This is a genomic window from Streptomyces longispororuber, from assembly GCF_024448165.1.
In the GTDB taxonomy this organism is placed as follows: Bacteria; Actinomycetota; Actinomycetes; order Streptomycetales; family Streptomycetaceae; genus Streptomyces; species Streptomyces longispororuber_A.
The window spans coordinates 1-12,758 of the sequence record NZ_JAMOLN010000030.1 but is presented as its reverse complement, the minus strand read 5'-3'; the positions used below and the strand labels follow the sequence as shown (position 1 = coordinate 12,758).

The following is a 12,758-nucleotide window of genomic DNA, read 5'->3' as shown; positions in this document are numbered from 1 at the left end:
CGGCTACCGCGTGTCGTGCATAGCGCCGGACTGTGGGCACAATTGGCTTTGACGTCGCAGTGAGTGCAACGGATGGGGAGGCAGGAACGACGGTGGCGGAACGGAGCACGGCTGCCGTCGACGTGGCCGACAACGGCGGCGACGAGCCGCTGGCCGCCAAGGCGGACAAGGCGGAGCAGGCCACGGCCGACGGGGCGGCCCAGACCGGGGAGCGGGACACGGCGGCACGCGAGGAACCCGCGGACACCGCGGAGACGGGGACACACGTGAGCCCCGGGAAGACGACACCACCCGAGCTGCACAGCGGGCACAAGCTCGCCAGACGCTACCGGCTCGAGGAGTGCGTCACCCGTCTGGACGGTTTCAGCAGCTGGCGTGCGGTGGACGAGAAGCTCCGCCGCGCTGTCGGCGTGCACCTGCTGCCCGCCGATCATCCGCGGGCCCGCTCGGTGCTCGCCGCGGCCCGCTCGTCGGCGCTGCTCGGCGACCCGCGGTTCGTCCAGGTCCTCGACGCCGTCGAGGAGAACGATCTCGTCTACGTCGTCCACGAGTGGCTGCCCGACGCCACGGAGCTGACCGCGCTGCTCGCCGTGAGCTCGCTCGAGGCGCACGACGCGTACCAGATGGTCAACCAGGTCTCGCACGCCATGGCCGCGGCACACCGCGAGGGCCTGGCCCATCTGCGGCTCACGCCGAGCGCCGTGCTGCGTACCTCCACGGGCCAGTGGCGCATCCGCGGCCTCGCCGTGAACGCCGCGCTGCGCGGCATCACGTCCGACACCCCGCAGCGCACCGACACCGAGGCGATCGGCGCGCTGCTGTACGCCGCCCTGACGCAGCGCTGGCCGTACGAGAACGACGCGTACGGCCTGTCGGGGCTGCCCAAGGGCGTCGGCCTCATCGCGCCCGACCAGGTGAGGGCCGGCGTGCACCGCGGCCTCGCGGAGCTCGCCATGCGCGCGCTCGCCAACGACGGGGCGACGGCGTCCCGCCAGGAGCCTCCGTGCACCACGCCGGAGGACCTGGTGAAGGCCATCGGCGAGATGCCCAGGATCCGCCCGCCGGAGCCCGCCTTCACCGCTCCGCCGGAGTACCAGCGGACCACCTACCAGCAGGGCACGTACGGCCGCCAGGCCGCGCCCGGCGTCACCCAGCCGGTGCCCACCCCGCCGCCCCCGCTGCAGAGCCGTACCGGCAAGGCCCTCAAGTGGGCCGTGTCAGCGCTGCTCATCGCCGCGCTGGGGCTCGGCAGCTGGCAGCTCGCGGACGCCCTCATGGACCAGGGCAAGTCCGGCGACTCCGAGACCACGCACACGACCGACGGCGGCGGCGGCAAGGACGACAAGAAGCCCGCCAAGCCGCACACCATCAAGGGCGCCCAGGAGTACGTCGCCAAGGGCGACCCCCAGGCACCCAACGACGTCGCGGACACGTACGACGGCGACAGTTCCACGTACTGGCGCACCAAGTCGTTCCTCGACGGCCCCGAGATGGTCATAAAGCCGGGTGTCGGCATCGTGTACGACCTCGGTTCGGCCAAGGACGTGTCGGCCGCGTCGATAGGGCTCCGCTACGACGGCGACCACACCACGGTCTCGCTGTACGCGGCCGACTCGCTCTCACCGGCCTCCGTGGACGGTCTGAAGCGGATCGGCGCCCAGACCAAGACCCGGGCCAAGACGGCGAGCGTCGAGGCCGACAAGCCGGTCAGGACGCGGTACGTACTCGTATGGCTGACGGCACTGCCGCACGCGGGTCAGGATGGGTACAGCCAGGCCGGCTACAAGCAGGGCATCACGGATGTGAAGTTCACCGGCTGACCACCGGGACACCGTGACTCACCAGGGGGAGGGGGTTCGGCAGTGGACGACGCCTACGGCGGAGCGAGCGATCAGGACCTCCTCGCCCGCCACGTCGCGGGGGACAAGGACGCCTTCGGCGAGATCGTGCGACGGCACCGGGACCGACTGTGGGCGGTGGCGCTGCGGACGCTGGGAGACCGCGAGGAAGCCGCGGACGCGGTGCAGGACGCGCTGGTCTCCGCCTACCGCGCCGCGCACACCTTCCGCGGCCAGTCCGCCGTCACGACCTGGCTGCACCGCATCACCGTGAACGCGTGCCTGGACCGGGCTCGCAAAATGGCATCGCGGAAGACGTCCCCCGTGGACGACGCCGATCGCCTGGACCAGCTCCTGGAGCCGCACGAATCGGCGGCCGCGCCCGCCGAGCGCAACGACCTCCACCGCGAGCTCCTGGCCGCCCTGGGATCGCTGCCGACGGACCAGCGGGCCGCGCTCGTCCTCGTCGACATGCAGGGCTACCCGGTGGCCGAGGCCGCCCGGCTCCTCGACGTCCCCACAGGAACGGTCAAGAGTCGCTGTGCGCGCGGCAGAGCCAGACTGCTTCCCCTCCTGACCCATCTCCGTACGGAGAGCGGGGCCAAGGAGAGTACCGAAGGTGGCGAGAACCCGACCCCTGGAAGGAACCGGACGCAGGGGACATCCGTCCCACCCGCAGCGGGTCCTCGGGACGACGCAGGACCAAATGATTCGGCTGCGGTGAAGGGCGGAGGTGGGCGAGCGTGACATCCACGACCGACACGGCAGAGCACCCGGAGGTCACCGAGATCTCCGATCTCGCCGAAGGCCTGTTGCCGCCCTCGCGCACCTCCGACATCCGGCGTCACCTCGACGGCTGTGTGCTCTGCGCGGACGTCTATGCCTCCCTGGAGGAGATCCGCGGCATGCTCGGCACCCTGCCGGGTCCGCCGCGGATGCCCGAGGACATCGCCACACGCATCGACGCGGCGCTGGCCGCCGAAGCGCTTCTGGACAGTGTCACCGCGGCCCCGGAGCACGAGCTCGCCGAGACCTCGCCGCGTGAAACCACTGATCCTGTTTCACGTGAAACATCGACGACCGAGACCGCCGAGCCTTCGCTGCGTTCCACGGACCGGCCCGCAGGGCACGCACGCGCCGCCACGGGGCCGGGGCGCAAGTCCCGCTTCACACGGCGCCGCACCGGTGCCGCCATCGGCTCCGTCCTGACGGTGGCCGCGCTCGGCGTGGGCGCGCTTCTGATGCAGAACACCGGCGGATCCCCGACTGCGAAAGCGCCCACGAGCAGCGCATCGGACACCTTCGCGCAGAGCACGCTGCAGACCAAGGTCTCGAAGCTGCTCGGCACCCAGTCGTCCAGCACGGAGCCGTTCGGCACCGAGGACACCGGCCCCAAGGCTCCGGGCTCGAACTCGCCGATGAAGAAGCAGGCGCCCTACGCACCGCCCTGCGTCCAGCAGGGAACCCAGCGCAACGAGGACCCGCTGGCTGTGGAGAAGGGCACGTACGAGGGGAAGGACGCCTACCTCGTCGTGCTGCCCCACGAGTCCGACCCGGCGCATCAGGTGACCGCGTTCATCGTGGATTCCTCCTGCATGAGCCGGCACACGTCCACGGGCGAGCTGCTGTACACCCACTCCTACAAGCGTCGCTGAGGGGCACCCGAACGCACTCCCGACGTGCGCCCGGACACGTCGGGAATGCATGCCCCGTAGGATCCGTTGGGTGGGGTGAGAGTCCTGAGAAGAGGCTCCCCCGGCAGTACGCAGCAGTCCCGCAGAGACGAGGAATCAAGCCGTGAGCGACGTCCGTAACGTGATCATCATCGGCTCCGGGCCCGCCGGCTACACGGCGGCGCTCTACACCGCGCGCGCGTCGCTGAAGCCGCTTGTGTTCGAGGGCGCCGTCACCGCAGGTGGCGCGCTGATGAACACGACCGAGGTGGAGAACTTCCCCGGCTTCCAGGACGGCATCATGGGCCCTGAGCTCATGGACAACATGCGCGGCCAGGCCGAGCGCTTCGGCGCCGAGCTCGTGCCCGACGATGTCGTGGCCGTGGACCTGACCGGTGAGATCAAGACCGTGACGGACACCGCCGGCACCGTGCACCGCGCCAAGGCCGTCATCGTCACCACCGGCTCCCAGCACCGCAAGCTCGGCCTGCCGAACGAGGACGCCCTGTCCGGCCGTGGCGTCTCCTGGTGCGCGACCTGCGACGGGTTCTTCTTCAAGGACCAGGACATCGCCGTGATCGGTGGCGGTGACACCGCGATGGAGGAGGCCACCTTCCTCTCGCGCTTCGCCAAGTCCGTGACGATCGTGCACCGCCGCGACACCCTGCGCGCCTCGAAGGCCATGCAGGAGCGCGCCTTCGCCGACCCGAAGATCAAGTTCGTCTGGGACAGCGAGGTCGCCGAGATCAAGGGCGACCCGAAGCTCCAGGGTCTGACGCTGCGCAACCTCAAGACGGGCGAGACGTCGGAGCTGCCGGTCACCGGCCTGTTCATCGCGATCGGCCACGACCCGCGGACCGAGCTCTTCAAGGGTCAGCTCGAGCTGGACGACGAGGGCTATCTGAAGGTCGACGCCCCGTCGACGCGCACCAACCTCACGGGCGTCTTCGGCGCCGGCGACGTCGTGGACCACACCTACCGGCAGGCGATCACGGCGGCCGGCACCGGCTGCTCCGCCGCCCTCGACGCCGAGCGCTTCCTGGCCGCGCTGGCCGACGGTGAGGCCGCCGAGCCCGAGAAGACCCAGACCGCCAGCGTCTGACCTGAACTTCCCTCCCGACCCTCCCCCCAAGAAATGAGGAGCCTGCTGTGGCCGGCAACCTGAAGAACGTGACGGACGCCTCCTTCGACGAGGACGTCCTCAAGAGCGACAAGCCCGTCCTGGTGGACTTCTGGGCTGCCTGGTGCGGCCCGTGCCGCCAGATCGCGCCGTCGCTCGAGGCCATCGCTGCCGAGTACGGCGACAAGATCGAGATCGTCAAGCTCAACATCGACGAGAACCCGGGCACGGCCGCCAAGTACGGCGTCATGTCGATCCCGACCCTGAACGTCTACCAGGGTGGCGAGGTCGCCAAGACCATCGTCGGCGCCAAGCCGAAGGCCGCCATCGTGCGCGACCTCGAGGACTTCATCGCCGAGTAAGCGACGACGCCTTTCGCGAACGGCAGACGGTGTTTCACGTGAAACACGAACGGGCCAGCCCCTCCGGGCCGGCCCGTTCGGCGTTTCGTAGGCAGCCACCCCTCGGCCGTCACAGGGGCCGAAGCGCGGGCTCCTTCTGCACGGCGCCCAGGAGCCGGTCCAGCGCCAGCTCCACGTCCTCTTTCCAGGACAGCGTCGTACGCAGCTCGAGGCGCAGCCGGGGGTGCAGGGGATGGGGTCGCACCGTCTTGAAGCCGACCGAGAGCAGATGGTCCGCGGGCAGCAAGCAGGCCGGCTCTTTCCACTGGGCGTCGCCGAAGGCTTCGATCGCCTTGAAGCCCCTGCGCAGAAGGTCCTTGGCGACCGTCTGCACGATGACCCGGCCCAGCCCCTGGCCCTGATGGCTCGGCATGATCCAGGCGGTCATCAGCTGGACGGCGTCGGGGGACACGGGACTCGTCGGGAAGGATGCCGCCCGGGGGACGTACGCGGGCGGAGCGTAGAGCACGAAGCCGACCGGAACGTCATCGACGTAGACGACGCGTCCGCAGGAGCCCCACTCCAGGAGGACCGCGGAGATCCAGGCTTCCTTCTCCAGTTCGGGGGTGCCCGCCTTTACCGCGGCCTCGCCACTGACCGGGTCCAGCTCCCAGAAGACACACGACCGGCAGCGCTTGGGAAGGTCCGGAAGGTTGTCCAGTGTGAGCGGTACGAGCCGACGCCCCATGAAGGCAGTTCCTCGCTTCCTTCGCCCGCAGCGACGCGGGCAGCTGCCAGAGCGCTCCGTTCCCTGAGCAGGCTGCCGACGAATCCGCCGACTGCGCCGAGCCCGAGACCTGCGGTCATCAGTCCGCTGCGACTCACCGATCGCATGACCCCCGCCTCCCCTATGAGGTGCTGCCGGGTGGATGCGCTCTTCCCGTCGCATCGTAACCACGATGCGATTCCATCGATACCGTAAGAAAGCAAAGAGCGGGCCGTGTTCCGGTACACACCGGACACAGCCCGCTCCAGGTCACTGCGGTGCAGCGGTCAGTCCTGCTCGTCGTCCTCGGCCGACTCCGGGAGGGCGTTCTGCAGAACCGGTCCCTCGCCGGGGGCGAGCGAGCCGAGGATGCGCTCCAGGTCGTCCATCGACGCGAACTCGACGACGATCTTGCCCTTCTTCTGGCCCAGGTCGACCTTCACCCGCGTCTCGAACCGGTCCGAGAGCCGCGTGGCGAGCTCACTCAGTGCCGGGGAGACCCGCGTGCCGGCCCTCGGTCCCTTCGCCCGCGCCGTGCTCGTGGGCCGGGACCCCATCAGGGTCACGATCTCCTCGACGGCACGCACCGAGAGCCCCTCGGCGACGATGCGGTGGGCCAAACGGTCCTGCTCCTCCGAGTCCTCGACGGACAGCAGAGCACGCGCGTGGCCGGCGGACAGCACACCCGCCGCGACCCGGCGCTGCACGGCCGGAGAGAGCTTCAGCAGACGCAGGGTGTTGGAGACCTGCGGACGGGACCGGCCGATGCGGTCCGCCAGCTGGTCGTGCGTGCAGTGGAAGTCCTTGAGCAGCTGGTCGTAGGCGGCAGCCTCTTCCAGCGGATTCAGCTGGGCACGGTGCAGGTTCTCCAGGAGCGCGTCGAGGAGCAGCTTCTCGTCCTCGGTGGCGCGCACGATGGCCGGGATGCGCTCCAGACCCGCCTCACGGCAGGCCCTCCAGCGCCGCTCGCCCATGATGAGCTCGTAGCGCCCGGGACCCACCTGCCGCACCACGACGGGCTGCAGCAGGCCAACTTCCTTGATGGACGTGATGAGCTCGGCAAGGGCGTCCTCGTCGAACACGTCACGCGGCTGGCGCGGGTTGGGCGTGATGAAGTCGAGCGGCAGTTCCGCGAAGTGCGCCCCTGCGGGGCTCTCGAAACCGTCCACCGCGGCCGTCGCAGGTTCCTCGGTTTCCCGTGAAACATTCTGCTGCGAGAGCGATGCCACCTTGGCCGCCGCGACCCCACGCACCGCTGTCAGTACCGGCACGGCGGCGGGAGAAGTCGAGACCCCTCCTGCCGGACTTGCCGGCGCCGTCTTCTCAGGTGTGGGGGCAGCCGGGATCAGCGCGCCGAGACCACGGCCCAGTCCCCTCCGTCGCTCGCTCACTGAATACCCTCCGGCGTGCTCTGCTGGTCAAGTTGAGTGCCCGCGTGGGCATGCTGGGCGTCGTAGTGGATCCCGACCCCGCGCAGCGCCATCTCCCGCGCCGCTTCGAGGTACGAGAGTGCACCGCTCGACCCTGGATCGTAGGTCAGCACGGTCTGCCCGTAGCTGGGAGCCTCCGAGATACGGACCGAGCGCGGGATGCTCGTCCGCAGAACCTCTCCACCGAAGTGATTGCGGACTTCGTCGGCGACCTGGGAGGCCAGCCGCGTACGTCCGTCGTACATGGTGAGGAGGATCGTCGAGACGTGCAGGTCGGGGTTGAGGTGCCCCCGCACCAGATCCACGTTCCGCAGGAGCTGGCCGAGCCCCTCCAGCGCGTAGTACTCGCACTGGATCGGGATCAGCACTTCCGCCCCCGCGACGAGAGCGTTGACCGTCAGCAGACCCAGCGACGGCGGGCAGTCGATGAGGATGTAGTCCAGCGGCTGCTCGTACGCCTGGATGGCTCGCTGCAGCCGACTCTCACGCGCCACCAGGGAGACCAGCTCGATCTCCGCACCGGCGAGATCGATGGTGGCCGGGGCGCAGAAGAGCCCTTCGACATCAGGGACGGGCTGAACCACTTCGGAGAGCGGCTTGCTCTCGACCAACACGTCGTAGATGGACGGCACTTCGGCGTGGTGGTCGATGCCCAGAGCCGTGGAGGCATTGCCCTGTGGATCCAGGTCGATCACCAGCACGCGTGCGCCGTGCAACGCGAGCGAGGCGGCAAGGTTGACCGTCGTGGTGGTCTTGCCGACCCCGCCCTTCTGGTTGGCCACCACCATGACGCGGGTCTGCTCAGGACGTGGCAGGCCCTCGCCGGCACGACCAAGAGCTTCTACTGCCAGTTGGGCAGCACGACCGATGGGGGTGTCGTCCATCGGAGGCGGTGTTTCACGTGAAACATCCTCCCCCGCCGACTCGGTACGGGGACCGGGGACCGGATCGGTCATCGGTCCCGCGATGTTGGCGTCGGACCGCAAGGATTCACTCTCCTCGACTTCAGGCTCGCAATGAACAGAGCCTCCCATGCCTTCGGGGTCAAGAACCAGCGAGGCCCGGTCTTCTGTGGATGAATCCCCCTCTGTGGACAACTCCGTGCCCGTATCGAGGGATCCGAGAGGTCTACGGTCGCGGGGAGCGGCCGCTGCGCGGCCGCGACTGATGATGCCATGCAGCAGTGAGCGACGTTTCACGTGAAACACGATGCACCGCAGGGTGGTGCGCTCCCTGGCGACACCCCGAGATGCGTACGTTTGACAGCTTTTGTGGAGTACCGCTGGTCGTCAGGACGGATCAGCGGTACTCATCATCACGCCAGGCAATCACGCCAGGAGCTCACACGGGAAGATCGCTCAAGACCAGCGCGCGACAGACGCTCAGCGCCTGCGACGCGCTCGTCCCGTACGAGCCGCCTTGGCGCGCTTCGCGGCGAAGCGCACACCGCCGGGGCTCTCTCCGACCTCGACGCGCACCACGGTGGACAGCGGGTCGACCACGCCCTCGCCGACGTGGAGGACCGACGTCTCCACGGCACCGAGCTTGCTCAGGGCGGCGCCGGCCCCCTTGAGCTCCTCCTCCGCGGTGTCGCCCTTGAGGGCGAGCATCTCTCCGTACGGCCGCAGCAGGGGCACGCCCCACGCGGCCAGGCGGTCGAGCGGTGCCACGGCTCGCGCGGTGACGACATGGACGGGCTGCAGCTTCCCGAGGACCTCCTCGGCGCGGCCCCGCACCACCGTCACGTGGTCGAGCCCGAGCAGCTCGACGACCTCGGTGAGGAACGTCGTACGCCGCAGCAGCGGCTCCAGCAGCGTGATCTTGAGATCCGGCCGGACCAGGGCCAGCGGAATGCCCGGCAGCCCCGCCCCGGAACCCACGTCGCAGACGGTGACGCCTTCGGGGACCACCTCGGACAGCACGGCGCAATTGAGGATGTGCCTCTCCCACAGGCGCGGCACCTCGCGCGGGCCGATCAGACCACGCTGCACTCCCGCGTCAGCGAGAAGCTCCGCGTACCGCACAGCGTCCGGGAAGCGCTCGCCGAACACCGTCCGGGCCTGCTCGGGAGCAGGGGGGAGTTCTGCTGCCTCCGTCACGGGGACCGTCCTTCCGTACCGCACTACCGCACTGGGTGGCTGACTAACAGGCTGACAAAGATCGGCCCCGCCTGCGAACAGACGGGGCCGGAGAGCGACGTGCCGTTCAGGCAGGGAGCACGACGACGAAGCGCTGCGGCTCCTCGCCCTCGGACTCGCTGCGCAGGCCGGCGGCCTTGACCGCGTCGTGCACGACCTTGCGCTCGAAGGGCGTCATCGGGTTCATCTTGACCGGCTCACCGCTGCTCTTCACCTCGGCCGCGGCCTTGGCGCCCTGCTCGGTGAGCTCGGCGCGCTTCTTGGCGCGGTACCCGGCGATGTCGAGCATCAGGCGGCTGCGGTCCCCGGTCTCCCGGTGGACGGCGAGGCGGGTGAGCTCCTGGAGGGCCTCGAGAACCTCTCCGTCACGCCCGACCAGCTTCTGCAGATCACGGCCGGCCGAGTCGCTGACGATGGACACCGCGGCACGGTCGGCCTCGACGTCCATGTCGATGTCGCCGTCGAGGTCGGCGATGTCCAGCAGACCCTCAAGGTAATCCGCGGCGATCTCGCCTTCCTGCTCGAGGCGGGACAGGGTGTCGCCACCCTCAGGAGCGGCGGAGGTGGTGCCTTCCGTCACGGGATGGACTCCTTCTTGCGTCAAAGGCTTGCGCCACGGTCTTACGTCGAGGTCTTACTTCTTGGACGGGGACTTGGGCCGCTGCGGGCCCTTGCGCTGCCCGGACTTGGCCTTGCTCCGCTGCTGCGTGCCGCCGGCGGGCTTGGCGCCACCGGACTGCTTGGCCTGCGGCTTCGCGTCCTGCGGCTCGTCCGTCTTCTCGAGCGACGTCTTCGTCTCGGAGGAGGAGTCCTCCTTGGCCGTGGTCGTCCCGGACTGGCGCTGCGACTTGGACTGCCGCTTGGGCTGCTGCCGCTTCGGGGTCGCGGTCGACGCGGGAGCGCCGTCCTCGTCCAGCACCGCGGTCGCCGTGCTCTTGGCCACCTGGCCGTCGGCCTGGGCCGCGAGACCGGCCTTGGTCAGACCGTTGATGAACTTGCGCTCGAACTCGTTGCGGTCGCGGCCCTTGGAGACGATCGCCTTGACCACGTTGCGGTCGCGGCGGGTGCGGATCTTCTCGGCGTGCGTGACGTGCTTGAGCAGGCGCTCCAGGTACGCGGACTGGGCCTTGGAACCCGGCGTCGGGTTGTTGCGGATCACGTACATCTGCTGGCCCATGGTCCACACGTTGGTGGTCAGCCAGTAGACGAGGACACCGACGGGGAAGTTGATACCGAAGACGGCGAACATGACGGGGAAGACGTACATCAGCATCTTCTGCTGCTGCATGAACGGCGTCTTCACCGTGGTGTCGACGTTCTTCGTCATGAGCTGGCGCTGCGTGAAGAACTGCGACGCCGACATCAGGACGATCATGATCGCCGTGACGACGCGGACGTCGGTCAGCGTGGCGCCCAGCGAGGCGACCTTGTCGGCGCTGTCCGTGAACTTCGCGGCCAGCGGGGCGCCGAAGATGTGCGCCTTGCGCGCGCTCGCCAGCAGCGGCTCGTCGATGACACCGATCGTCGAGCCCGTCGCGATGCCGTTGAGCACGTGGTACAGGGCGAAGAAGAACGGGGACTGCGCCAGGATGGGAAGGCACGAGGAGAGCGGGTTGGTACCCGTCTCCTTGTACAGCTTCATCATCTCTTCGGACTGGCGCTGCTTGTCGTTCTTGTAGCGCTCCTGGATCTTCTTCATCTCGGGCTGCAGCGTCTGCATCGCCCGAGTCGACTTGATCTGCTTCACGAAGAGCGGGATCAGGCAGATCCGGATCAGGACCACCAGGGACACGATCGACAGGCCCCAGGCCCAGCCCGTGTCGGGACCGAAGATCTTCCCGTACAGCGAGTGGAACTGGACGATGACCCACGAAACTGGTGTCGTGATGAAGCTAAAAAAACCGGCAATCGTGTCCACTAATCAGGCTCCTTGAGCATGGGACGGGGTCTCGGCGGCCAGGCTCTCGGGGGAGCCTTGGGCAGGCGCGCCGGCGGCGGAAGGCCCGCCCTTGCGTTCGCGCCAGGCGTTGCGCAGCATTTCGTGCCACCGCGGACGCTTACGCGGCGGAACATGATCGACACCGCCGAGCGACCACGGATTGCACCGGAGGATCCGCCAGGCGGTGAGGGCTGTCCCCTTGATCGCACCGTGCCGGTCGATGGCCGTGAAGCCGTAGTGGGAGCACGACGGGTAGTACTTGCACACCGGACCGAGCAGCGGACTGATGGTCCACTGGTACAGCTTGATCAATGCGAGCAGTGGGTACTTCATCGCGTGCCCCCTCCCAGCAGCCGCTGCAGGGCGGCATCCAGGTCTCGGGCCAGTTGTGCGTGGGTGGCGTCGCCCGATCCGGGCAACGCACGTACGACTACCAGGCTACCTGGGGGCAACAAGGCCATTCGGTCGCGCATGAGGTGCCGAAGCCTGCGCTTCACCGCGTTCCGTACGACGGCTCCACCTACGGCCTTGCTCACGACGAAACCCGCACGCGGTGGGGAAACGCTCTCCCCAGGCGCGTGCGGGTCCGTTGAACCGCTGCGTAGATGGACGACGAGAAGCGGGCGTCCGGCCCGGCGTCCTCGGCGTACCGCGGTCGCGAAGTCTTCGCGCCGCCTCAGCCGATACTCGGTAGGCAGCACGTCATGACCTGATTACGAAATCAGGCGGACAGGCTGGCGCGACCCTTGCCACGACGGTTGGCGAGAATCGCACGACCGGCGCGGGTCCGCATGCGAAGGCGGAAACCGTGGGTCTTGGCGCGACGACGGTTGTTCGGCTGGAAGGTGCGCTTGCTCACTCGGGGGCTCCAGAGAAATTCGGGTGGTGGCGGGACATCGCCTGGCTGTCACCGTGCGCCCACGAGAAGCTCGCAATACGCCCGAGTGCACCGCTACACAGACTGCAAAGAACTTGCGGACCATGACCTTGCCCATCGGAGGCAGGCGGCAGCAGCCATCGACAACTCGACCTGGTTACGGTACGCGCGGCTACGCCATCCGGTCAAACCAGGGTCACGCGGGAGACACTGTCCACAGGCTGGGGACAACAACTTGAACCGCAGCGGTCGCGCTGACTACCGTGGCTGAACTCCGATTCGTTCCCTTCTCACCACCCCACCCGATTTTCTGCCCGACCCGGGCTTCGAACCTCCCACCCAACCCGTCCCAGGAATCACACGTTCGTGGGACCAGCGAGAGAGCGTGCCCTGTGGCTGACGTACCTGCCGATCTTGCCGCAGTGTGGCCACGAGTACTGGAGAAACTCCTCGGGGAAGGTCACGGGCAGGGCGTCGAGACGAAGGACGAACACTGGATCCGGCGCTGCCAGCCACTGGCACTCGTCGCCGACACCGCCCTCCTGGCGGTCCCCAACGAGTTCGCGAAGGGCGTACTCGAGGGCCGGCTCGCCCCGGTGGTCAGCGAGACCCTGAGCCGCGAGTGCGGCCGCCCGA

General features: G+C 68.5%; 14 protein-coding genes and 1 pseudogene. 6 read left to right on the top strand and 9 right to left on the bottom strand.

The features are described from left to right. The first annotated feature begins 92 nt into the window (after positions 1–92). From M4J07_RS11485 to trxA, 5 genes are all read left to right on the top strand, one after another. On the top strand, positions 93–1,820 hold the full coding sequence (locus M4J07_RS11485) for a protein kinase family protein (RefSeq protein WP_255970642.1): 1,728 nt from the start codon (positions 93–95) through the stop codon (positions 1,818–1,820). 42 nt (positions 1,821–1,862) lie between these two features. Continuing rightward, on the top strand, positions 1,863–2,585 hold the full coding sequence (gene sigM, locus M4J07_RS11480) for an RNA polymerase sigma factor SigM (RefSeq protein WP_255970640.1): 723 nt from the start codon (positions 1,863–1,865) through the stop codon (positions 2,583–2,585). Beyond that, positions 2,582–3,493 carry an anti-sigma factor family protein gene (locus M4J07_RS11475; protein WP_255970638.1) on the top strand — a complete coding sequence of 304 codons (912 nt, stop codon included), beginning with the start codon at positions 2,582–2,584 and terminating at the stop codon, positions 3,491–3,493. The genes sigM and M4J07_RS11475 overlap by 4 nt, the downstream gene beginning before the upstream one ends. 142 nt (positions 3,494–3,635) lie before the next feature. Next, complete coding sequence (gene trxB / locus M4J07_RS11470; protein WP_255970636.1) at positions 3,636–4,613, top strand: thioredoxin-disulfide reductase; 978 nt, start codon at positions 3,636–3,638, stop codon at positions 4,611–4,613. Positions 4,614–4,660: 47 nt separating this feature from the next. Continuing rightward, complete coding sequence (gene trxA, locus M4J07_RS11465) at positions 4,661–4,993, top strand: thioredoxin (protein WP_111663056.1); 333 nt, start codon at positions 4,661–4,663, stop codon at positions 4,991–4,993. A 109-nt stretch (positions 4,994–5,102) separates the two neighbouring features. Here trxA and M4J07_RS11460 read toward each other — a convergent pair whose 3' ends face one another. From M4J07_RS11460 to rpmH, 9 genes are all read right to left on the bottom strand, one after another. Further along, on the bottom strand, positions 5,103–5,720 hold the full coding sequence (locus M4J07_RS11460; protein ID WP_255970632.1) for a GNAT family N-acetyltransferase: 618 nt from the start codon (positions 5,718–5,720) through the stop codon (positions 5,103–5,105). A gap of 305 nt (positions 5,721–6,025) precedes the next feature. After that, the gene (locus M4J07_RS11455; protein WP_255970630.1) at positions 6,026–7,129 is read right to left on the bottom strand and encodes a ParB/RepB/Spo0J family partition protein; all 1,104 of its coding nucleotides are present in this window, start codon (positions 7,127–7,129) and stop codon (positions 6,026–6,028) included. Beyond that, on the bottom strand, positions 7,126–8,202 hold the full coding sequence (locus M4J07_RS11450) for a ParA family protein (protein ID WP_305127571.1): 1,077 nt from the start codon (positions 8,200–8,202) through the stop codon (positions 7,126–7,128). Before M4J07_RS11450 ends, M4J07_RS11455 begins: the two co-directional genes overlap by 4 nt. A 348-nt stretch (positions 8,203–8,550) precedes the next feature. Then, positions 8,551–9,267 (bottom strand): 16S rRNA (guanine(527)-N(7))-methyltransferase RsmG, encoded by a 717-nt coding sequence (gene rsmG, locus M4J07_RS11445; RefSeq protein WP_255970628.1) that lies wholly within the window; start codon positions 9,265–9,267, stop codon positions 8,551–8,553. Between the two features lie 106 nt (positions 9,268–9,373). Next, positions 9,374–9,886, bottom strand: a complete 513-nt coding sequence (locus M4J07_RS11440; RefSeq protein ID WP_255970626.1) for a Jag family protein — start codon at positions 9,884–9,886, stop codon at positions 9,374–9,376. Positions 9,887–9,940: 54 nt separating this feature from the next. Next, positions 9,941–11,224, bottom strand: coding sequence for a membrane protein insertase YidC (gene yidC / locus M4J07_RS11435; RefSeq protein ID WP_255970624.1), 1,284 nt, complete (start codon positions 11,222–11,224; stop codon positions 9,941–9,943). 3 nt (positions 11,225–11,227) lie between these two features. Beyond that, a complete protein-coding gene (yidD, locus tag M4J07_RS11430) occupies positions 11,228–11,578 on the bottom strand; it encodes a membrane protein insertion efficiency factor YidD (protein WP_255970622.1) in 351 nt (116 codons plus the stop codon). After that, positions 11,575–11,946, bottom strand: a complete 372-nt coding sequence (rnpA, locus tag M4J07_RS11425; protein WP_255970620.1) for a ribonuclease P protein component — start codon at positions 11,944–11,946, stop codon at positions 11,575–11,577. Before rnpA ends, yidD begins: the two co-directional genes overlap by 4 nt. A 20-nt stretch (positions 11,947–11,966) precedes the next feature. Continuing rightward, a complete protein-coding gene (gene rpmH, locus M4J07_RS11420) occupies positions 11,967–12,104 on the bottom strand; it encodes a 50S ribosomal protein L34 (protein ID WP_006381191.1) in 138 nt (45 codons plus the stop codon). Positions 12,105–12,514: 410 nt separating this feature from the next. Between rpmH and dnaA the strand changes: the two are divergent. After that, positions 12,515–12,758: pseudogene (gene dnaA, locus M4J07_RS11415) on the top strand (chromosomal replication initiator protein DnaA); the annotation flags it as partial.

Excerpts from the sequence above, each read along its gene's own strand:
- M4J07_RS11460 (WP_255970632.1), bottom strand. The coding sequence starts at position 5,720 with ATGGGGCGTCGGCTCGTACCGCTCACACTGGACAACCTTCCGGACCTT.
- M4J07_RS11450 (WP_305127571.1), bottom strand. The coding sequence starts at position 8,202 with ATGGGAGGCTCTGTTCATTGCGAGCCTGAAGTCGAGGAGAGTGAATCC.
- yidD (WP_255970622.1), bottom strand. The coding sequence starts at position 11,578 with ATGAAGTACCCACTGCTCGCATTGATCAAGCTGTACCAGTGGACCATC.